The sequence below is a fragment of the Streptomyces sp. NBC_00513 genome, from assembly GCF_041431415.1.
In the GTDB taxonomy this organism is placed as follows: Bacteria; Actinomycetota; Actinomycetes; order Streptomycetales; family Streptomycetaceae; genus Streptomyces.
The window spans coordinates 7,314,080-7,335,466 of sequence record NZ_CP107845.1; the positions used below are offsets into that span (position 1 = coordinate 7,314,080).

Here is a 21,387-nt window from a genome sequence, read left to right on the forward strand (position 1 = left end):
TGGCGTCCGGGGCGGCGTGAGCGGCCGTACACTCGGCCCATGGACCGCACACGCATCACGGGGGAGTACCGGCACCGCGCCGGGTCCCCCGCGCGTGCGGCCGCCGCGAGCCGTACGGGCGTGAGCCCCCGGACCGCGGCCGAAGGCCAGGCCCCCACGGTCGGCCGCGGCGCCCTGCACGGCCACGGCTAGCGAAAGCCCACCGCTCCCGGCCCGGCGCGTCCCCTTCCGTCGGGCAGCGCCCCGGAGCCGCCCTCCGAAGCCGCCCTCCGGACCCGATCGCCGCGCCCCGACCTCCGTACCCGGCACCGGATTCCGCAGCCCGCACCTCGCATTCCGCGCCCTCCCCGCACCTCGCGCCGCTCACCCACGCGCGCCACAGGACCCGGGTGCGGGCGCGCACCCTCGCACCTCCCGCCATCACCGCGGTTCCGACGCGCCGTCGGGGCCGCCGCCCGGCGGCGGCCGCAACCCGGCCCCCGCCGCCTTCGAAGGGACCACCGTGAAGTTGAGCGGGTTGCTGACAGGCCACGACCACCACGTCCTCCAGGGAGACACCGAGGCCACGCGGATCACCGCGGGCACCACCTTCGACGTGGACCGGGTGACACCGGGCTCGCTCTTCATCGCCGTGCCCGGCCACGACGCCGGCGGCCCCGCCGCCATCGGCGCGGCCCTCGCCCGAGGCGCCGTCGCGGTACTCGTCGACGACGACGGGGCGGCCGCCGCGCACCGGGGCCCGGCGGCAACGCCCGGCGTGTGCGTCGTGCGCGTGTCCGACACCCGGAAGGCGGCGGCGGTCGTCTCCTCCCGCTACTTCACCGAGCCCGGTCGGCAGATGGACATGGTGGCCGTCACCGGGACCAACGGGAAGACGTCCATCTCGTACATGGTCGAGTCGCTGCTGAGGATCGCCGAGGGTGCCGCGGTGGGGGTGATCGGGACGGCGGGCAGCCGGATCGGCGACGAGATGATCCCGATGCCGCCGTCGGTGCTGACCACACCCGAATCGCCGGACCTCCAGTACCTGCTGGGCCACATGCGGGACCGGGGCACCGGCACCGTCGTGTTGGAAGCCACCTCCATGGCCCTGCAGACGTACCGGGTCGACCGGACCTTCATCGACGTCGGCGTCTTCACCAACCTGACCCAGGACCACCTGGACGACCACGGCACGATGGCGCACTACACGGACGCCAAACTGCGCCTGTTCCAAGGCCTGTGCCGGCAGGCCGTGGTCAACGTCGACGACCCGGTGGGGGCGGGGATCCAGACGATGATGCCGGGCGCGGTCACCACGTACGCCGTCGACACCGAGGCCGATTACCGTGCCTCGGACCTGGTGGCGGACGCCTCGGGGACCCGCTTCACCCTGCGTCACGCCGGCCGGGAGTACGCGGCGGCGATCCCCGTTCCGGGTCGCTTCTCCGTGTCCAACGCGCTGGCCGCCGTGGCGGCCTGCCACGTCCTGGGGCACGACCTGGACGGACTGGTCGCCGCGCTCGCGCTGATGCCGGCCGTCCCCGGCCGCTTCGAACGCTTCGTGACCCCCGCCGGCACCTCCGTCATCGTGGACTACGCGCACTCGCCCGACTCCCTGGACAAGGTGCTCACGGCGATCCGCGGCTTCGCCCGCGGCCGGGTCATCACCGTCTTCGGCTGCGGCGGCGACCGGGACACCACCAAGCGGGTGGAGATGGGCCGGATCGCCGGAACCCATTCCGACCTGTGCGTCCTCACCTCGGACAACCCCCGCAACGAGGACCCCGAGGCGATCCTCGACCAGATCGCCCCGGGCATCGAGTCCACCGGCACACCGTACGAGCGGTCGGCCGACCGCCGCCGCGCGATCGGCCTCGCCCTGTCCGCCGCAGGGCCGCAGGACGTCGTACTGATCGCCGGGAAGGGCAGCGAACCGCACCAGATCGTCGGCGAAGCCCTCCTGCCCTTCAGCGACATGGCCACCGTGCGCGACCTGGCCCGCCCGGCCGGCTGACCGGCGGGTTGGGAGGTTCGGGGGTACGGCGGCCGGTTCAGTCGGAGCGTCGGTAGTGGTCGAGGGAGACCGTCACCGGGCCTCCGTCCGTGCTCGTCGCGAGGACGTTCACCACGGCGATGTCCCGGCCGTCCCGGTCCCGCACGCAGAAGGACCGCCCGGCCCCGAGCGCGCTGAACGGGAGAGCGGTCACGGGGCGGCTCTCGATGCCCCGCACGCACGCGCCGGGATCCGGTCGGCCGCCCTCGGCGATGTACGCCTCGCTGTCCTCCGGTACGTAGAACTCGGACGCCGTACGACCCACGAACCACGCGGCGGTGTCCTGCGGCGCGACCTTCCCGGCCCGGATGTCGAACTCGTGGCCTTCGTCCGGGGAGGTGAGTTCCGTGCCCGTGTAGGCGGGGACGTAGCCCGGCGTCGTCCTCGACGGCGAGGGGGAGGGGGGAGGTGAGGTCGGGAGGGGCCGCGCGTCGGCGGCATCGGCCGTCGGCTCGTCCTCGTACGGCTCGTCGAGCAGGTACACGGCGCCACACGCACCGAGGACCAGGGCCGCCGCCACGGCCAGGACGGTACGCCCGGAGCCGTGCCCCCTCGGCGCCGCGCGCCGGCGGGACGAGGGCTCGGGCCCCCGCGCGGTGATCGGCGTGGGGTCGGCGGACGGCGCGGGGCCCGCGGGTGACGCGAGCGTGGGGGGCCCCGCGGAGGTCGGGGGACTCGCGGGCGAGGTCTCGGTGAGGGATGGGGGCGGCGCCGAGGGGAGATCGGCGCGGCGCAGTATCTCCGTGCCGATCCGGCGGGGCAGCCAGTCGTCGGTGAACCTGAGCCGCCCCCCGATCGACGGGTGGTCGCGCACGACCTCGATGAGCTGCGCGGGCGTCGGCCGATGAGCGGGGTCCTTGGCCAGGCACCGGTGGAGGAGCGGGTGGAGTGCGCCGGGCACGCCCGACAGATCGGGATCCTCGTGCACGGTGCGGTACAGGGCGGTGGGCCCGGGGGCGTCGCCGAAGGGCGGCGTCCCTCCGATGGCGTACACGGCCAGTGCCCCGAGCGCGAAGACGTCGGTGGCGGGGGTCACCGCCCGGCCCAGGGCCTGTTCGGGAGCCATGAAGGCCGGCGAGCCGATGACCAGGCCGGCGCCGGTGAGGGCGGTCGCGTTCGCGGGGCGCGCGATGCCGAAGTCGATCACGCGGGGTCCGTCCGCCGCGACCAGTACGTTCGCGGGCTTGAGGTCCCGGTGCACCACCCCGGCGCCGTGGATCACCTGGAGCGCCTCGGCCACGCCGGCCGTGAGCAGCAGCGCGGTGCGCAGCGGCAGGATGCCGTGCTCGTCGATGACCTGCTGGAGCGACGGGCCGGGTACGTAGGCGGTGGCCAGCCAGGGGCCGGCCGCCTCGGTGCCCGAGCCGACGACCTGTGCGGTGTAGAGGCCGTGGATGCGCCGGGCGCTGGCGACCTCCTGGGCGAAGCGCCGGCGGAACTCGTGGTCCGCGGCCAGTTCCGGCCGGACCACCTTGAGGGCCACGGGGCGCCCACCGGGGGTGTGGGAGAGGTAGACGCGGCCCATTCCGCCCGAGCCGAGCCGGGCGACGAGGCGGAAGCCGCCCACTTCGCGCGGATCGTCCGGGGCGAGGGCCGTGAAGGGGCGCGTGAGGGGGAAGCCGGGGTGTTCTGGTGCCATGGAGACATCTTGACTGAAATTTCAGTCAGTGCAAGGGTGGTGCGGAGCCGGCGACCGCTCGATCACGCACGCGGCCAGTGGTCAATGAGGGGGTGTGGGCCGGGGAGCAGGCGTCGAGCGGCTGATACGTTAGCTGTCCATGACAGGTATACCGGGTGCCCCGTCCCGCCCACGCGATCGTCGTCGAACCTGGGGCATCGGCCTGATCGCCGCCGCGTCCCTGATCTGGCTGTGGCTCGCCTACCAGCTGCTGTTCCCGTTCACCGTCGACACGAGCCGCGGGTGGACCGAGGAGTGCGACTCCCGGATCTTCTACTACCAGGGGGAGTGGCGGAGGGGCCCCGACGAGTACGTCGACGCGGAGGGCAACACCTGCGCCGTCGCGCGCGACCTCGCCGAACTTCTCGCCGCCCTCGTGCTCTCCATGCCGCTCGCCGTCACCGGGACGATCCTCTACACCACGGAACGACGAAGCCGCGACGGGGAAGGCCGGGACGAGGCCACCCCGATCACCAAGGGATAGGCGCCGCACGTGAAAGCCCCGCATTTCGCGTGCCGCTGACAGGAGTTCAGGGCGACCCGGACACGAACTACTCGCGGCAGCCGTGTACCCGGTGGCGCCCGAGTCCTACGCGGCGTTGCGAACCGCCGTCCCCCGTCTGGAGTTCCGGGCCGGCCTGGACTAACAGATCGGCGGATTCCGCCTGCCCTGGGTTCGCTCTCCCCATCGCCTGACGGGCCACCCCCTGTACGCCGTGGTCCCGCGGGGGCGGCTCGCCTCGGACACCCCGCCGAGGGCGCTGTCGGTGCCTGCCGCTAATGTCCCGTGTTTGTTCGACCAGTGAATAGACGGGGGCGGGAATGAGTGGGCAACTGAAGGATACGGCCACGGAGTTGGCCGAGGTGCTGTGGCGGGAACACACCGTCTACCGGGACCGGACCGGCGGCGTCGTCATCCGGGGGGAGCACGTCCAGCGTTGGATCAGCCTGGCACCCAGCGCCGGGCGCGACGAGGTGCTCCTGCGGGCCGGTCGGATACTCGAGGGCGGGACGACGGCCCCCGCGCGCAGCGAGGCGGTCGCCAGCCTCTCCGCCGGTACGGGGCAACTCGCCGCGGTGTGCCGCCGTCTCCTCGCGGAGACCGCGGCCGAGCCCTCGACGGCCGGATCGGCACAGCGTCGCTCGGGGCGCTCGAAGCGACGGCCGCGGCCCGCGCGGAGGGGCGGGCACACCAGCCCCGCGTCCTGGCTGGTCGTGGCCGGTGTGGTCGCCGTCGTCGGCTTCTACGTGGCGCGAGCGACCGGCAGGATCTGACCCGCCGACCCGCCGACCCGCCGACCCGCCGGGAAGATCACGCGGACCCACCCGGGCCGGATCCGCGGATCCGTCGGCACCAACCCGACCGGCCTCGCCGCTCAGGCGTCGCCCAGGGTGGGGTAGTCGGTGTAGCCGGACGCGCCCCCCACGTACATCAGGCCGTGGTCGTGGAGCGGGTTCAGGGGCGCGCCCCGGCGCAGTCGCGCGACCAGGTCGGGGTTGGCGATGAAGGCGCGGCCGAGCGCGATGAGGTCCGCTCCGGCCGCGAGGAGGCGTTCGCCCTTCGCGGCGCCGCCGTCGGCGGGCAGCGGGACGCCCCAGCCGAGGATCGGATTGGCGATCAGCGTGCCGCTCCAGTCCTCGCGGATGTGCCGGAAGACCTGGTCGTCGGGATCGGCGAACACGACGTGGACGTAGGCGAGGTCCCGCGGAAGCGCGGCGACGAGAGCGTGGTGGAGATCGGCGGTCTCGTCTCCCTCGTCGATGCCGTTGAAGATCGAGCCCGGCGCGAGGCGGATGCCGACCCGGTGGGCGCCGATCGCGCGCGTGACCGCCTCGACGGTCTCCAGGACGAAGCGGATGCGGTGGGCGACGGGCCCGCCGTAGGCGTCGGTGCGCCGGTTGGTGTTCCCGGCGAGGAACTGGTGCAGGAGATGCCCGTTGGCGGCGTGGACCTCGACTCCGGCGAAACCCGCGTCGACGGCCTTGCGGGCGGCCTCGGCGAAGTCGGCGGAGGTGGAGCGGATCTCGGCGACGGTCATCTCGCGCGGCGTGACCGCGGGCCGGATGCCGGTCGGGGTGTGGATGGGCTCGGGGAGCGGCACGGGTGAGGGCGCGACGGGCGTGTGGCCGCTGTTGTCGGGGTGGCCCACCCGCCCGCCGTGCTGGAGCTGGAGGAACATCCGCCCGCCGGCCTCGGTGACGGCCTCCGTCACGGCCCGCCAACCGGCGACGTGGGCGTCGGTGTGGATCGCCGTGATGTTCGGGTACGTCTGCCCGACCGCGTTCGGCGTGGACGCCTCGGCGATGATCAGCCCGGCCGAGGCGCGCTGGGCGTAGTAGGTCGCCACCAGGGGCCCCGGAGTGCCGTCGGCCTCGGCGCGGTTGCGTGTCATCGGCGCCATCACCAGACGGTTCGGGAGCCGCAGGTCGCCCAGTCGGGCGGGTTCGAGGAGTCGGGTTTCCCCCGGTGTGATCGTCATGGCCGTACCGTAGGAGTTGACATCAATGTCAGGTTCAAGTCGATCGAGTGGGCGAAGGGATGGGGCATGCGGATCGGTGAACTGGCAGGGGCCACCGGAGTGAGCGAGAGATCGCTGCGCTACTACGAGGCGCAGGGGCTGCTCACTCCCGGCCGGACCCCCGGCGGCCATCGCGACTACGGGGACTGGGCGGTCGACCGGGTCATCCGCATCCAGGCGCTCTTCGCGGCCGGCCTCCACAGCAGGAAGATCGCCGAGCTGCTCCCGTGCCTGCGCGACGCGGACGGCGGCCCGTCCGGGAGCGCCACGCCGAAGCTGGTGGCCGAGCTGCGCACCGAGCGGCAGCGCATCGACGGGCTGATCGCCGACCTGCTCCGTACGCGGGAGGTACTGGACGAGGCGATCGACGCGGCCTCTGGCGCGCAAGCCGGTACGCCTGCCGTCCGTGTGTAAGGCCGTCGGGCCGTGGCGTGGTGCCGGGGAACGGGGACGGTCCGGGGTCTAGCCTCGGCGGCCGGACGATCATGACAGGTAGGTGCGCCGTGCCCCGTTCCGCAGTTCCCGAGACCCTTCGACGGCCGACCGGCGCCGGCCGGCGGCTCGGATCCGTGCTCGTGTTGGCGACCCTGTGCGCGTTCGGGCTCGGCCCGGTCGCCGCGGCGACCGCCTCCGACCCCGCCGTCGGGGCCGTCCCCGCCCCGCTGTACGTCTCCGACTACGGGAACAACCGGGTCCTGAAGGCGCCGGCCGACGGCAGCGGCGGCCAGAGCACGGTCCCCACCACCGACCTGGTCCGTCCCACCGGCATGGTCGCCGACGCGGCGGGCGACCTGTACGTCTCCGACACCGGCAACAACCGGGTGGTACGCATCCCCTCCGACGGAGGGCCCCAGACCACGGTCCCGACCGACGGACTGTCCCGCCCCCTCGGGCTGGCCCTGGACGACGCGGGCGACCTGTACATCGCCGACAGCTTCAACGACCGCGTCGTCAAGGTGCACGCCGACGGCAGCGGGCAGAGCACGGTCCCCACCAGCGGGCTGCTGCACCCGTGGGGCCTGGCCTTCGATGCCGAAGGCACCCTCTACGTCTCCGACTTCGTCAACGACCGCGTCGTGAAACTGGCCGCGGCCGGCGGCGGTCAGAGCACCGTTCCCACCACCGGCCTCTCCCAGCCGGCCGGGATCGTACTGGACCCCCGGGGCAACCTGTACGTGTCCGACACCGGCAACAACCGGGTGGTGCGGGTGGCGGCCGGCGGCGGCCAGAGCACGGTCCCCGCGGTCGGGCTCAACGACCCGCTGGGACTGGCCCTCGACGAGCGCGGCAACCTCTACGTCGCGGACGCCTTCAACAACCGGGTCGTGCGCCTCGCCCCGAACGGCGGCGGTCAGAGCACCCTGCCCATCACCGGCCTGAACACCCCCACCGGCCTGGCGATCCCGCCCGCCCCGACCCGGCTGCGGACCACCGACGCCACCGCCCGGCGCGAATCCGACCCGCGGGCCTTGACGGTCAAGGGCCTCTCGGGCACCCTGACCACCGCCCACGGCACCCCCGTACCCGGTCGGACGGTGATCTTCAGCGACGCCCGGCGCGAACGCACGCTGTGCACGGCCGTCACCGACAGCCGCGGCACGGCCCGCTGCGACGCCCGGATCCACGCGCCGGCCGGCGTACTGGACCACCTCTACGAGAACCTGCTGCGCCGCGGCTACCTGGCACGGTTCGAGGGATCCCCGACCCACGCGCCGGCCGTCGCCCCGGGCGCCGTACGGGCCGCCCGCCCGCACTGATCGCGTCGGCCGCGTCGGCCGCGTCGAGCGGGTTCGGGGCCGCGGGAGACCGGGCCGCGCGGCGCGCGGAGAGGGCCATAGGCTGTCGGTCCGGCGGACCGGACCTCCGTACCCGCCCCCTCCTGCGGAAAGGACGACGTCATGAGCGAGAAGGCCCGCAAGCTCTTCGACGCACTCGATCTCGACAGCGACGGCGTCCTGACGCGCGTCGAGGTCATCTCGGCCCTGCGGACGAAGGGTCCCACCCTCGCCTCCACCGGTGACCTGCCCTTCTGGGGCGTCAGTGACGTCGACGCCTCGTCGGCCCTCTTCGACCGGGCCAACCTCGACGGCGACGGGGTGCTGACGTTCGAGGAGTTCGAGCGGGAGGTCAACCGCCGCTTCGGCTGGTAACCGAGCGCGGACACGACGGCGCCCCGCCACCGGAACTCCGGTGGCGGGGCGCCGTCGCGAACCCGGGAGGGGTCAGCGGACCCAGGGACGCCAGACGTCCTCGTTCCGCTCCACCCACTTCTTCGCCGCCTGCTGGGGCGACAACTTCTCCTCGGCGATCATCAGGGCGACCTCGTTCTGCTCCTCCACGGTCCAGTGGAACTTCTTCAGGAACCCGGCGGCCTTCCCGCCGTCGTCCGCGAACCGCGCGTTCAGGTACTTCTGCAACGGCGTGTGCGGGTAGGCGCAGGCCACCTTCTCGGGGTCGGCGTCGCAGCCCTCCTTGTACTCGGGCAGCTTCACCTCGGTCATCGGAACCCGCTCGAAGAGCCACTGGGGCTTGTACCAGTACGTCAGGAAGGGCTTCTTCTCCTTGGCGAACTGCTTGATCTGGGTGATCTGGGCGGCCTCGGAACCGGCGAAGACCACCTCCAGGTCCAGCTTCAGGTTCTTCACCAGCGCCTTGTCGTTCGTCACGTACGAAGGCGAGCCGTCCATCAGCTGACCCTTGCCGCGACTCTCGGGCGTGCGCAGTTGGTCGGTGTACTTGCCGAGGTTCTTCCAGTCGGTGACATCCGGGTGCTGCTTCGCGAAGTAGGTCGGGACGAACCAGCCGATGTGGCCCGTGACCCCGAGGTCACCGCCGTTGACGATGGTCTTCTTGTCCTCGACGTACCGCTTCTGCTGCTCGGGGTGGCCCCAGTCCTCCAGGATCGCGTCGACCCGGCCCTGACTGAGGGCGTCCCACGCGGGCACCTCGTCCACCTGGACGGTGTCCACCCGGTAGCCCAGCTCGTGTTCGAGCAGGTAGCCCGCCACGGCCGTGTTGGCCTGCGCGCCGACCCAGGACTGCACGGACAGCGTGACCGTCTTGGCGCCCTGGGCGGCCGCGTACGGGGACGCCTGACGGGTCATGTCGGCAGCTCCGCAGCCGGTGACGACGGCCAGGGTGCTCGCCGCGGCGAGCGCGGCGACGATCCGTCGGCGGGTACGTCTCACGGGAAGGGTTCGCGTCTCGGGCATCTCAGGCCTCCTTCGTCTTCGTCGCGGGCTGGGTGACACGGTCGAGCATCAGGCCCAGGCAGACGATCGCGGCACCCGCGACCAGTCCGGTGGCCAGGTCACCCTGGGCGAGGCCCAGGACGACGTCGTAGCCGAGGGCGCCACCGCCGACCAGACCGCCGATGATCACGACGGCGAGGACCAGGACGACGGCCTGGTTGACGGCCAGCAGCAGCGCCGGCCGGGCCAGGGGAAGCTGTACCTGCCGCAGCTGCTGGGAGCCGGTCGCCCCGAGGGAGCGGGCGGACTCCATCGCGGCCGGGTTGACCTCGCGCAGCCCCTGCGTGGTGATGCGGACGACGGCGGGCAGCGCGTACACGACGGCGGCGGCCGCCGCCGGGGCGCGGCCCACACCGAAGAGCGCGACGACCGGGATGAGGTACACGAACTGGGGCATCGTCTGGCACACGTCGAGCACGGGCCGCAACAGCCGCTCCGCGCGGGCGCTGCGGGCCGCGCCGACGGAGATCGCGAAGCCGAGCACCAGGGTCACCGCGACGGCGGCGAGCACCTGCGAGAGCGTGTCCAGCGCGGGCTCCCACACCCCGAGGACGCCGATGGCGGCCAGGGCGAGCACGGCGGTCAGCGCGGTGCGCCGGGTACCGACCAGGACGCCGATCGCGCCGACCAGCAGCAGGAGCAGCCACCACGGGGCGGCCTGGAGTCCGGAGCGCAGCGGGTCCAGGAGCCAGCCGGTGAAGCGGGCCGCCCAGTCGGCGGTGCCGCCGACGACGGGAACCCCGGAGTAGAGGTGGTCGGTCATCCAGGCCACGGCCCGGTTGACGGGGTCGGCGAGGGACACGTTCCAGGAGTCGGGCCACTGCGAGGTGCCCAGCATCCGTCCGGCCACGGCCACCGCGACGACCGCGAGGAGGCAGAGCAGACGCCCGTACCAGCCCGCGAAGACGCGGCGCAGGAAGTGCTGCTCGGCGGCCTGGGGAGGGTTGGTGCCAAGCCGGGCACCCGCCGCGTCGGCCGTGCGGTCGAGGACGACGGCCAGCAGCACGATCGGGATGCCCGCGGCGAGCGCCGCGCCGACGTCGACGGAGGCCAGGGCCTGGTAGACCCGGTCGCCGAGGCCGCCCGCACCGATCACGGAGGCGATGACGGCCATGGACAGGCCCATCATGATGGCCTGGTTGACGCCGAGCAGGATCTGCCGGCGCGCCAGCGGAAGGCGCGCGGTCAGCAGCCGCTGGCGGCCGGTCGCGCCGAGCGAGGCGGCGGCCTCCATGACCCCGGCGTCGGCGTCGCGCAGACCGAGAGCGGTCAGGCGCGCCATGGGCGGGGCGGCGTAGACGACGGTGGCGAGCACGGCGGCGGGCACCCCGATGCCGAAGACCAGCACCATCGGCAGCAGGTACGCGAACGCGGGCAGGATCTGCATGGTGTCGAGCACGGGGCGCAGGACGCGCTCGGTGCGCGGCGACAGCCCGGCGGCCAGGCCGAGCAGCCCGCCGACGGCGACCGAGGCGGCGACCGCCACGACCATCAGGGCCAGGGTCTGCATGGTGGGGATCCACATGCCGAGCAGGCCGCAGACAGCGAAGGCGGCCATCGACGTCAGGGCGAGCCGGACACCGGCGAGACGCCAGGCGACGAGCCCGGCCAGCGCGGTGACACCGGTCCAACCGGCGGCGAGCAGGACCACGTACACGGCACGGACGGACACCACGACCACGTTGCTGACGTGCCCGAAGAAGTAGAGGAACAGCGGGTGGCTGTCACGGTGGTCGATGATCCAGTCGCCGGCCCGGCCGAGGGGACCCGACAGGTCCACGGCAAGGGCGCCGGGCCAACTGCCCGCGCCGGGGAAGAGGACCCCGAGCGTGATCACCGCGGCCGCGGCGACGGCGAGGGGCAGGACCCGGCGACCGACACGGAAGGGGAGGCGTGACCCGGGGCGACGGGGAGAGGAGCCGTCGGGGGAGGGGGACGAACCGCCGGTGGGCGGCGTCGTGTCCGTCGGCGCGGGCGACGAGGCGGGCTCGCGCACGGGCGTCGTGGTGGAGGTCATCGCCACCACCCCCGGGGCGCGGGGACGTTGCGGACGGCGCTCGTTCTCATGCGGCCACCTCCCCGGTCCGGGGGGCGGGTATCCCGGCGACGACGGCGAGCAGCGCCGCGTCGTCGACCACGCCGAGACAGCGGCCCTGGTCGACGACCCGCGCGGGGCCGCCGCTGCGGGCCACGGCCTCGATGGCGTCGACGACGGTGGTGGTCGGGTTCAGCGCCGGGCCGTGCTCGGCCTCGGCGGCGGACGCGGGACGCATGGCGCTGCGCACCGTGAGCACCTGCTCGCGGGGCACGTCGCGGACGAAGTCCCGCACGTAGTCGTCGGCGGGGGAGCCGACGATCTCCTCGGGCGTGCCGAGCTGCACGATCTCACCGTCGCGCATGAGGGCGATCCGGTCACCGAGGCGCAGGGCCTCGGACAGGTCGTGGGTGATGAAGACCATGGTGCGGCCCTCCTCGTGGTGCAGGCGGGCCACCTCCTCCTGCATCTCCCGGCGGATCAGCGGGTCCAGGGCGCTGAACGGTTCGTCGAACAGCAGGACCTCGGGGTCGGCGGCGAGGGCGCGGGCGAGGCCGACGCGCTGCTGCTGGCCACCGGACAGCTCGCCGGGACGGCGCTCCTCCAGGCCTTCGAGCCCGACCTTGGCGGTCATCTCGGCGGCCTTGGCGCGCCGTTCGGCGCGACCCATCCCCTGGATCTCCAGGCCGTAGGCGACGTTGTCCAGCACCGAACGGTGGGGGAGCAGGCCGAAGTGCTGGAAGACCATCGCGGCGCGGTGCCGGCGCAGCTCCCGCAGCCTGGCCCGGTCCATCGCCAGCACGTCCTCGCCGTCGATGGAGAGGGAGCCCGCGGTGGGCTCGATCAGCCGGGTCAGACAGCGGACGAGCGTGGACTTGCCGGAGCCGGACAGGCCCATCACCACGAAGGCCTCGCCCCTGCGGACGTCGAAGCTGACATCACGCACGGCGGCGGTGCAGCCGGTGCGTTCGCGCAGTTCGGCGGGGGACAGGCCGGCGTGGGCGGATCCGGGCACCTTGGCGGCCGCGGCGCGGGGGCCGAAGACCTTCCAGAGGCCGTCGACGGCGAACACCGGCGGTCGGGTGTCGGGTGTCGATCCGTTGGAGCTCTCGTCGGTCGTGTGCGTCTTCGGGTTCATCGCGTGGCGCCTCCCAGCAGCTCGGCGGCTTTCTCGCCGACCATGAGCACTCCGATCATCGGATTGACCGCGGGCATCGTCGGGAAGACCGACGCGTCCGCGATCCGGATCCCGTCCAGGCCCCGGACCCTGAGGTCCGGTCCCACGACGGCCCCGGGGTCGTCCTCCGCCCCCATGCGGCAGGTGCCCGCGGGGTGGTAGACGGTGTGGGCGACGGAGCGGGCGTAAGCGCTGAGCTCCTCGTCACCGGTGATCTCCGGTCCGGGGCACACCTCGCGCTTGAGCCATCCGGCCAGCGGCTCCGTCGCCGCGATCTCGCGGGCGATCTTGATGCCGTCGACCAGCGTGCGGGCGTCGTAGTCCTCGTCGTCCGTGAAGTACCGGAAGTCCAGGGCGGGCTTCACCTCGGGGTCCGCGCTGGTCAGGTACAGCCGGCCGCGGCTGCGCGGCTTCGGGATGTTCGGGGTCAACGACACCCCGTGCGCGGGGCGTTCGTAGCCGATGCGCTCCGGGTTGTCGGTGAAGGGGACCTGGTAGAAGTGGAACATCAGATCCGGACCCGCGGCCGCGGGATCGCGCCGCACGAACAGGCCGGCGTCGCTGTCCATCGCCGAGTTCTCGGGGATGGGACCGTCCGTCTCCCACACGATCACCGACTCGGGGTGGTCGAGGAGGTTCTCGCCGACACCGGGCAGGTCGTGGACCGGGGGAATGCCGAGCGCCTCCAGGTCCGCGCGCGGGCCGATGCCGGAGTGCAGCAGCAGGCGGGGGGTGTCGACCGCGCCCGCGCACACCACGACCTCGCGGCGGGCCCGCAGCAGCGACCGGGCGCCGTCCTGGGACCGTACGTGGACCCCGCGCGCCCGGGTCCCCTCCAGCTCCAGCCGGTACGCCCAGGTCTCCAGCAGCAGGGTCAGGTTCTCCCGCACGTCCATGATCGGGTGCAGGTAGGCCACCGAGGCGGAGGACCGCTTGTTGGTCTCCGGGTGGTAGGCGAGGTCGAAGAACCCGGCGCCCTCGTGGAACGGCTTCGCGTTGAAGCCCTCGACGCGGGGGACGCCCAGCGCGTGCTCGGCCGCGTCGACGAAGTCGCGGGCGATGGCGTTCCGGTCGGCCTCGCCGACGGGGACGATGTTGTTCAGCAGCCGGTCGAAGTACGGGTCCATGGCGGCGGCGTGCCAGCCCTCGGCGCCCGCGTCCGACCACTCGTCCCAGTCGGAGGGCAGCGGCTTGAACGCGATCAGGGTGTTGTGCGAGGAGCAGCCGCCGAGGACGCGGGCGCGGCTGTGTCTGATGTGCGAGTTGCCGCGAGGCTGCTCGGTGGTGGGGTAGTCGTAGTCGAGTTCCCCGCCGAGCAGGCCCATCCAGCGGCGCAGGGTGAGGACGTCGGGACGGTCGACGTCGCTCGGCCCGCCCTCGATGACGGCGACCGTGACGTTCGGGTCCTGGGTCAGCCGGGCGGCGATCACCGAGCCGGCGGTGCCGCCGCCGACGATGACGTAGTCGTACTCCTGAATGGTTTCCTCGGCGACGTGCTGGCCGATGTCCGTGTGCGTCGTCATGAAGATGCTCCCTTTCAGCCCGCGAACCAGCGCACGGGGCGCGGCGCCAGGTTCTGGTAGACGTGCTTCGTCTCGCGGTACTCGGCGAGACCCGACGGTCCGAGCTCGCGCCCGACACCGGACTTCCCGAAACCGCCCCACTCCGCCTGCGGGAGGTAGGGGTGGAAGTCGTTGATCCAGACGGTGCCGTGGCGCAGTCGGCCCGCCACCCGGCGGGCGCGGCCCTGGTCGGAGGTCCACACGGCGCCCGCGAGCCCGTACTCGGTGTCGTTGGCCAGGGCCACGGCCTCGTCCTCGGTGCGGAACGTCTCCACGGTCAGGACCGGACCGAAGACCTCCTCGCGCACGACGCGCATCCGGCGGTCGCAGTGGTCCAGGACGGTCGGACGGTAGAAGTTGCCCGGCCCCTCGGGGCGTTCGCCGCCGGCGCGCAGCACGGCGCCCTCGGCGAGGGCGGAGGCGACGAACGACTCGGTGCGTTCCCGCTGCGCGGCCGAGACCATCGGGCCGCACTCGACACCCGCGTCGGTGCCGCGACCGAGGCGGATCTTCTCGGCGCGTCGGGCGAGTTCGGCGACGAAGCGGTCCCGCACCGACTCCTCGATGATCAGCCGTGATCCGGCCGAGCAGACCTGACCGCTGTGGATGAAGGCGGCGTTCAGGGCCTGGTCGACGGCCGTGTCGAAGCCGTTGGCGGTGGCGCAGGCGTCCGCGAAGACGACGTTGGGGTTCTTGCCGCCGAGTTCGAGGGCGACCTTCTTGACGGTGTCGGCCGCGGCGTGCGCGACCTTCGTCCCACTGGCGAGTCCGCCGGTGAACGACACGAGGTCGACGTCTGGGTGGGACGAGAGACGAGCGCCGACGGGGTCGCCGGCGCCGGTCACCAGGTTGGCGACGCCCGCCGGCAGCCCGGCCTCCACCAGCAGTTCGACGAGGACGACCGTGCTCAGCGGGGTCAGCTCGCTGGGCTTGATGACGAAGGTGTTGCCCGCGGCCAGTGCCGGGGCCACCTTCCAGCTCGCCTGGAGCAGCGGATAGTTCCACGGAGTGATCAGGGCGCACACCCCGACCGGCTCGTGGACGACCACACTGTGGATGTCGGCGGAGCCGGCGTCGACGACCCGGCCGCCACCCTCGCCGATGACGAGGTCGGCGAAGTAGCGGAAGGCGGCGCTGACGCAGTCCACGTCCACGCGACCCTCCTCCAGGGTCTTGCCGGCGTCCAGGCTCTCCAGGAGCGCGATCCGCTCCCGGTCGCGCTGGAGCAGGTCGGCCGTGCGGCGCAGCACCTCGGCACGCTCGGCCACCGGGGTCTGCGGCCACTCGCCGCCGTCGAAGGCGGCGCGGGCGGCACTGACGGCCGCGTCGGCATCGGCGGCGCTGCCCTCGGCGACCACCGCGAGCACGGTGCCATCGGCGGGATCCAGGATCTCCCTCGTGGCGCCGGTCGACGCGGACCGCCACTTTCCGGCTGTGTGAATGCTCAGTTGCTCCGACACGACGCGCTGTACCTCCGGTTTCCGCACCGCGGCGGACCCGCGGTGATGGTGCAGTGGGGCCCGCCTGCCCCCAGTCGGCGAGGTCATGTCCCCTGCGTCACGCGAAGTGACCGGTGTCACGTTCGCGAGCAGCCGTTTCCGGCTCCCGCGAAACACCGGCAAAGGCGGCGTAACCTGGTCGAACCGCCGTATCCGCGCGTGAATCATGGAGGCGGCGCATGACCGATCCGTTCGGCTTCCTCAGGACGCCCCGCAGCCCCGTCCCGGCGCGCCCCGCGGACGAACGGCTCGGCGACTGGCGCGAGGTCCACTCCGGGCAGGCGTTGCTGCCCCTGGTGTCCGAGCAGGCGAACCGGTGCATGGACTGCGGGATCCCCTTCTGCCACGCCGGCTGCCCGCTGGGGAACCTGATCCCCGAGTGGAACGCGTACGCCGCCCACGGCGCCTGGCGGGCCGCCTCCGACCGGCTGCACGCGACGAACAACTTCCCCGAGTTCACCGGCCGGCTCTGCCCGGCCCCCTGCGAGGACGCGTGCGTCCTGACGATCAACGCCGACGCGGTGACCATCAAGAACGTCGAGCAGACCATCGCCGACCAGGCGTGGGAGCACGCCTACACCGCCCCGGCGCCGCCCGGTCGGCTCAGTGGCAAGACCGTCGCGGTCATAGGGTCCGGCCCCGCCGGCCTCGCCGCGGCCCAGCAGCTCACCCGCGCCGGACACACCGTCGTCGTCCACGAGCGGGCCGACCGGATCGGCGGACTGCTCCGCTACGGCATCCCGGCGTTCAAGATGGAGAAGTCGCACCTGGACCGCCGCGTCGAACAGATGCGGGCCGAGGGCACCGTCTTCCGTACGGAGAGCGACATAGGCGGTCGGGTCGACGCGGCCGACCTCCGCAGGCGGTACGACGCCGTCGTCGTCGCGGTCGGCGCCATGGAGCGCAGGGAGCTGACCGTACCGGGCCGGGAGCTGCGCGGCATCCACCAGGCCATGGACTACCTGACCGGCGCGAACAGGGTCGTGGAGGGTGACATCGCGGAACCCGAGGTCACCGCCGCCGGACGGCACGTGGTGATCGTCGGGGGCGGGGACACCGGCTCCGACTGCCTGGGCACGGCCCTTCGCCAGCGCGCCCTGTCGGTGGTCCAGCTCGACATTAACCCGGAACCCGGCCCCACCCGGCCCGACACCCAGCCCTGGCCCGTGTACCCGAAGGTCTACCGGATCTCCCACGCCCACGAGGAGGCACGCGGCCGCCACGGCGCCGATCCCCGGGCCTTCTCCTGCGCGACCCTGCACTTCGAAGGCGACGCGACCGGCCGGGTACGGGCCCTGCGCCTGACCGGGGTGGAGCCCGCGCGACGCGGCGCCCTGCCCGGTACCGAGCGGCTGATCGAAGCCGGGCTGGTGCTGCTGGCGCTCGGCTTCTCGGGGCCCGAGCGGGCCTGTGGCCTGGGCGAGCAGCTCGGTCTCGTCCGCGACGAGCAGGGCAACTTCGCGAGGGACGACGACTTCGCGGCGCTCGGCGGTCCGGCCCGGCCGACGGACGGGGTGTTCGTGGCGGGCGACGCCGGGCGCGGGCAGTCCCTCGTGGTGTGGGCCATCGCCGAGGGCCGCTCGGTCGCCGCCGCGGTCGACCGCTACCTGACGGGCGGCACCGCCCTCCAGGCCCCGGTCCGCGCCCGGGACCGGCCGCTGCTGACGTGAACCGGGTGGGGCTGCGCACGCATGCGCCGGGTGGGGCTGCGCACGCATGTGTGGTGTGCACGCATGCACATCAATGCCTGCCCGACGGACAGACGTAGTGGTATGACCACGCAGCGAACAGATCAGTTCGATTCGGACCGTGTCGGGACCCGGCCCCGCGCCGAGGTCGAAGAGCGCCACGACGCGCTGGAGGCCGACGCCCTCGGGCCGCACGGCGGGACCCAGCTCTCCCGCGGGGCCCTGACCGGCTACCAGTGGGCCCTGGGGCGGGGCGACGGGGCCCCCGTCACCGGCGCCGTGGCCCGGAGCACGCCCGACATGGACCTGCTGACGGCCGAGGTGGACGCCGCCACGGTGCAACTGGAGGCCGGCCCGCTGAGGACCCTGCCGCGCGACTACACCCAGGGGGTGCACGACGCCCTGGCATGGGTGTGCGGCCACACCGAGGTCTCTCCCTGACGGACCGGGGACGGACCGGTTGACGGGCGCCCCCTGCCGGACAGATCGACGGACCGACGCGTTCAGTGCTCCGAGGCCCCGAACTCGGCGTGCTGCGTCCTGAGCGCGAAGTCCGGTTCCCCGGTCGGTTCGGCAGGCGGCAGACACACCCGCCGCGCCTCCGCGCGCGCCTCGATCAGGAGCTCCTCGAACGCCTCGTCCGTCATGGTCCTCACCGTCCCGGGCCGGCCCCGGCCTCGTGGTCGGTCCGCCGTACCCACCGATGATTCGTCGCCGAGCGCGGCCGGGTTTGGCGGGGCGCCGAACGACGCCCGGCCGGGTTTGGCGGGGCGCCGAACGACGCCCGGCCGGGTTTGGCGGGGCGCCGAACGACGCGCTGCGGGCCGGCCGCCAGGTGGCGGCGCGTCCGCCCGCTTTCGAGTGACGTCGGCGCTTCGTACCGCGTCATCGGCTCCGGCGTGCCCGACGATCGCAGGCGGTCGGGGATGCCCGGCCACGGTCCGCCGACGGCGGCTGGTCGCGGGGAGACGGTGTGCACATCCTGCTGGTGGCGAGCGCGTTCAACAGCCTGACCCAGCGCGTCCACGCGGAGCTGCGGGACCACGGTCACCGTGTCGCCGTCGAACTGGCCGTGCCCGGCGTCCCCCTCGCCGACGCGGTGCGCCGTCACCGACCCGACCTGATCATCGCGCCGATGCTGACGACGGCCCTGCCGCGGGAGGTCTGGGAGGCCCACACCTGCCTGATCGTGCACCCGGGACCGGTCGGGGACCGCGGTCCCTCCTCGCTGGACCGGGCGATCCTCGACCGGGCCGACCGGTGGGGCGTCACCGTCCTCCAGGCCACCGGCGAGATGGACGCCGGCGACGTCTGGGCGTTCGCCGACTGCCCCCTGCCCGAGGTGGCCAAGAGCGACCTCTACCGGGGCGAGATCGCGGACGCCGCCCTGCGGGCGGTGCTGACCGCGGTGGAACGCTTCGCCTCCGGTACCTACGTCCCGCGGCCCCAGACCACGCACCACACCCGGCCCTACCTGGGCCAGGAGGACCGCCGGATCGACTGGGAGACGGACCCGACCGAGCGGGTCCTGCGCACGCTCCGCGCGGCCGACTCCCGGCCCGGCGTACTGGACGAACTGCTCGGCGGCGCCTGGTACCTGCATGGCGGTCGCCCCGAGTACGAGCTGCGAGGCCGCCCCGGCGAACTGCTCGCCACCCGCGACGGCGCCGTCTGTCGGGCGACGACCGACGGCGCCGTCTGGATCCCCGAACTCCGGGCCCGCCGCCGGCCCGGGCAACCCGCTCCGGTCAAACTGCCCGCCACCCTGGCCCTCGCCGACCGACTGCCGCCCCTGCCCGAACTGCCCGCCCCGCGCCCAGGCGACCTGCCGGACGGATCGGAGGGCGTCGCCGCCCCGGGCGACATCGGATACCGCGAGGAGGGTCGGGTCGGCTTCCTGTCGTTCTCCTTCCCCGGCGGCGCCATGGCCACCGACCACTGCCGCCGCCTGCTGCACGCCTACCGCGCCGCGTGCTCGCGCCCCACGTCCGTGCTGGTGCTCGGTGGCGGACGGGACTTCTTCTCCAACGGCATCCACCTCGGCGTCATCGAGGCGGCCGACGACCCCGCCGCCGAGTCCTGGGCGAACATCGAGGCCATGGACGACCTGGTGGAGGCGATCCTGACCACCACCGACCGCCTCGTCGTGGCCGCGCTCGGCGGGAACGCCGCCGCCGGAGGGGCCATGTTGGCCCTCGCCGCCGACGAGGTCTGGTGCCGCACCGGCGTCGTGCTGAACCCGCACTACCGGCTGATGGGCCTCCACGGATCCGAGTACTGGACGTACACCCTGCCCCGCCGCGTGGGCGCCGCGGTCGCGGAGCGACTCACCACCGACGCCCTGCCGCTGAGCGCCGCCGCCGCCGAGGGACTCGGCCTGATCGACCGCACGGTGCCCTGCGCCCCGGACGCGTTCGCCGCCGAGACGGCCCGCCTCGCGGGACTGCTGGCGGACTCGCCCGCCACGCCGTCCCGGATCGCGGGGAAGAAGGCGGCCCGCGCCCGCGACGAGGCCGTCAGGCCGCTCGCCGCCCACCGGGAGGCGGAGCTGACCCGGATGCGCGCCACCTTCCACGACCCGGACGCCCCCTACCACGCACTGCGCAGGGCCTTCGTACGCAAGGAACCCGCGACCGGGACCCCGCCGCACCTCGCCGACCCGGCGTCAAGCCGGCGCGGCGACGTCACCGCAATGGCCGCACATGACAGCCCATCCGCAGTGGAGCCCTGTTACCAAGAAGGGTGAGGGCGTCGGCCCACACGCGGACGCCACCCCCACCTCCCCGCATACCTCCCCAAGGAGGCATCCTCATGGATGCAGCAACGCCGACCACGGTAGAGGACCCCCCGATCCACATCCTCTGGATCAACGCGGGACTGAGCTGCGACGGCGACTCGGTGTCCCTGACGGCAGCGATGCAGCCCAGCATCGAAGAGATCGTGATGGGCGTGCTGCCCGGTCTGCCGAAGATCGCCGTGCACTGGCCGCTCATCGACTTCGAGTGCGGACCCGTCGGCGGCGCCGACACCTTCATCGAGTGGTTCTTCAAGGGCGAGCGCGGTGAGATCGACCCCTTCGTGCTGGTCGTCGAGGGGTCCATCCCGAACGAGAAGATCAAGCCCGAGGGCTACTGGTGCGGCTTCGGCGACGATCCGCTGACCGGCCAGCCCATCACGACCAGCGAGTGGCTCGACCGGCTGGCTCCCAAGGCCCTCGCCGTGGTGGCCATCGGCACGTGCGCCACGTACGGCGGCATCCACGCGATGGAGGGCAACCCGACCGGCGCCATGGGCGTGCCCGACTACCTCGGCTGGGACTGGAAGTCCAAGGCGGGGATCCCCATCGTGTGCGTCCCGGGCTGCCCCATCCAGCCGGACAACTTCTCCGAGACCCTCACCTACCTGCTGTACCAGGCGGCCGGCTCGGCCCCGATGATCCCGCTCGACGACAAGCTGCGCCCCACCTGGCTGTTCGGCGCCACCGTCCACGAGGGCTGCGACCGGGCCGGCTACTACGAGCAGGGCCAGTTCGCGGAGACCTACGACTCCCCGAAGTGCCTGGTCAAACTGGGGTGTTGGGGTCCAGTCGTCAAGTGCAACGTCCCCAAGCGCGGCTGGATGAACGGCATCGGCGGCTGCCCCAACGTCGGCGGCATCTGCATCGCCTGCACCATGCCGGGCTTCCCCGACAAGTTCATGCCCTTCATGGACGAGCCTCCCGGCGGCAAGGTGTCCGCCACCGCCAGCGGGATCTACGGCGCGGTGATCCGAAAGCTCCGCGCGGTGACGGCGCACACCGTCGACCAGGAACCGAAGTGGCGCAATCCGGGGGAGCGGCTGACCACCGGCTACCGACCGCCGTGGTGACGCCTCCCCGCGCACTCCACCCGTAGGCCGCGGGTCCGAACCCCGCGAGACCTCACCCGGGAGAACCCCGAGAACC

Annotated in this window: 19 protein-coding genes; 11 read left to right on the forward strand and 8 right to left on the reverse strand. The window is 73.1% G+C overall.

What is annotated here, in order from left to right; genetic code table 11:
* Positions 1–39: 39 nt before the first annotated feature.
* Together OHA84_RS32900 and OHA84_RS32905 are read left to right on the forward strand one after the other, a co-directional pair.
* A complete protein-coding gene (locus OHA84_RS32900; protein WP_266952967.1) occupies positions 40–192 on the forward strand; it encodes a hypothetical protein in 153 nt (50 codons plus the stop codon).
* 310 nt (positions 193–502) lie between these two features.
* Entirely contained in the window at positions 503–1,996 is a 1,494-nt protein-coding gene (locus OHA84_RS32905; protein WP_266952969.1) for a UDP-N-acetylmuramoyl-L-alanyl-D-glutamate--2,6-diaminopimelate ligase, read from the forward strand.
* Between the two features lie 37 nt (positions 1,997–2,033).
* Here OHA84_RS32905 and OHA84_RS32910 read toward each other — a convergent pair whose 3' ends face one another.
* Entirely contained in the window at positions 2,034–3,674 is a 1,641-nt protein-coding gene (locus OHA84_RS32910; RefSeq protein WP_266968309.1) for a serine/threonine-protein kinase, read from the reverse strand.
* A gap of 139 nt (positions 3,675–3,813) precedes the next feature.
* Between OHA84_RS32910 and OHA84_RS32915 the strand changes: the two genes are divergently transcribed.
* Positions 3,814–4,197: a hypothetical protein gene (locus OHA84_RS32915; protein ID WP_266968307.1), complete on the forward strand. Its 384-nt coding sequence runs from the start codon at positions 3,814–3,816 to the stop codon at positions 4,195–4,197.
* A 338-nt stretch (positions 4,198–4,535) separates the two neighbouring features.
* Positions 4,536–4,988, forward strand: coding sequence for a hypothetical protein (locus OHA84_RS32920; protein ID WP_266952975.1), 453 nt, complete (start codon positions 4,536–4,538; stop codon positions 4,986–4,988).
* 101 nt (positions 4,989–5,089) lie between these two features.
* On the opposite strand, the gene OHA84_RS32925 is transcribed toward OHA84_RS32920, so the two are convergent.
* Positions 5,090–6,193 (reverse strand): alkene reductase, encoded by a 1,104-nt coding sequence (locus OHA84_RS32925; protein ID WP_266952977.1) that lies wholly within the window; start codon positions 6,191–6,193, stop codon positions 5,090–5,092.
* Positions 6,194–6,259: 66 nt separating this feature from the next.
* Here OHA84_RS32925 and OHA84_RS32930 point away from each other — a divergent pair, with 66 nt between their 5' ends.
* The 3 genes from OHA84_RS32930 to OHA84_RS32940 all read left to right on the forward strand — a co-directional run bounded on the left by OHA84_RS32930 (position 6,260) and on the right by OHA84_RS32940 (position 8,382).
* Complete coding sequence (locus OHA84_RS32930; protein WP_266952979.1) at positions 6,260–6,646, forward strand: MerR family transcriptional regulator; 387 nt, start codon at positions 6,260–6,262, stop codon at positions 6,644–6,646.
* Between the two features lie 89 nt (positions 6,647–6,735).
* Entirely contained in the window at positions 6,736–7,989 is a 1,254-nt protein-coding gene (locus OHA84_RS32935; RefSeq protein WP_323181827.1) for a hypothetical protein, read from the forward strand.
* A 141-nt stretch (positions 7,990–8,130) separates the two neighbouring features.
* Entirely contained in the window at positions 8,131–8,382 is a 252-nt protein-coding gene (locus OHA84_RS32940; protein ID WP_266952981.1) for an EF-hand domain-containing protein, read from the forward strand.
* A gap of 72 nt (positions 8,383–8,454) precedes the next feature.
* Here OHA84_RS32940 and OHA84_RS32945 read toward each other — a convergent pair whose 3' ends face one another.
* From OHA84_RS32945 to OHA84_RS32965, 5 genes are read right to left on the reverse strand one after another with little or no spacing between them, the layout of a single operon-like run.
* Positions 8,455–9,444, reverse strand: coding sequence for an ABC transporter substrate-binding protein (locus tag OHA84_RS32945; RefSeq protein WP_266968304.1), 990 nt, complete (start codon positions 9,442–9,444; stop codon positions 8,455–8,457).
* Between the two features lies 1 nt (position 9,445).
* Complete coding sequence (locus OHA84_RS32950; RefSeq protein WP_266968302.1) at positions 9,446–11,500, reverse strand: ABC transporter permease subunit; 2,055 nt, start codon at positions 11,498–11,500, stop codon at positions 9,446–9,448.
* A gap of 46 nt (positions 11,501–11,546) precedes the next feature.
* Positions 11,547–12,656, reverse strand: a complete 1,110-nt coding sequence (locus OHA84_RS32955; protein ID WP_266952987.1) for a glycine betaine/L-proline ABC transporter ATP-binding protein — start codon at positions 12,654–12,656, stop codon at positions 11,547–11,549.
* The gene (locus tag OHA84_RS32960) at positions 12,653–14,218 is read right to left on the reverse strand and encodes a GMC family oxidoreductase (RefSeq protein ID WP_266952989.1); all 1,566 of its coding nucleotides are present in this window, start codon (positions 14,216–14,218) and stop codon (positions 12,653–12,655) included. The genes OHA84_RS32955 and OHA84_RS32960 overlap by 4 nt, the downstream gene beginning before the upstream one ends.
* A 14-nt stretch (positions 14,219–14,232) precedes the next feature.
* Positions 14,233–15,717 carry an aldehyde dehydrogenase family protein gene (locus OHA84_RS32965; RefSeq protein ID WP_266968299.1) on the reverse strand — a complete coding sequence of 495 codons (1,485 nt, stop codon included), beginning with the start codon at positions 15,715–15,717 and terminating at the stop codon, positions 14,233–14,235.
* A 218-nt stretch (positions 15,718–15,935) separates the two neighbouring features.
* On the opposite strand from OHA84_RS32965, the gene OHA84_RS32970 reads away from it, so the two are divergent.
* Together OHA84_RS32970 and OHA84_RS32975 are read left to right on the forward strand one after the other, a co-directional pair.
* Positions 15,936–17,426: a glutamate synthase subunit beta gene (locus tag OHA84_RS32970; protein WP_266952994.1), complete on the forward strand. Its 1,491-nt coding sequence runs from the start codon at positions 15,936–15,938 to the stop codon at positions 17,424–17,426.
* Between the two features lie 102 nt (positions 17,427–17,528).
* Positions 17,529–17,885 carry a hypothetical protein gene (locus OHA84_RS32975; RefSeq protein WP_266952996.1) on the forward strand — a complete coding sequence of 119 codons (357 nt, stop codon included), beginning with the start codon at positions 17,529–17,531 and terminating at the stop codon, positions 17,883–17,885.
* Positions 17,886–17,947: 62 nt separating this feature from the next.
* On the opposite strand, the gene OHA84_RS32980 is transcribed toward OHA84_RS32975, so the two are convergent.
* Positions 17,948–18,091, reverse strand: coding sequence for a hypothetical protein (locus OHA84_RS32980; RefSeq protein WP_266952998.1), 144 nt, complete (start codon positions 18,089–18,091; stop codon positions 17,948–17,950).
* A gap of 326 nt (positions 18,092–18,417) precedes the next feature.
* Between OHA84_RS32980 and OHA84_RS32985 the strand changes: the two genes are divergently transcribed.
* Positions 18,418–20,190 carry an enoyl-CoA hydratase-related protein gene (locus tag OHA84_RS32985; protein ID WP_266968296.1) on the forward strand — a complete coding sequence of 591 codons (1,773 nt, stop codon included), beginning with the start codon at positions 18,418–18,420 and terminating at the stop codon, positions 20,188–20,190.
* A 65-nt stretch (positions 20,191–20,255) separates the two neighbouring features.
* The gene (locus OHA84_RS32990; protein ID WP_266953002.1) at positions 20,256–21,311 is read left to right on the forward strand and encodes a hydrogenase expression protein HypE; all 1,056 of its coding nucleotides are present in this window, start codon (positions 20,256–20,258) and stop codon (positions 21,309–21,311) included.
* Positions 21,312–21,387: the final 76 nt, after the last annotated feature.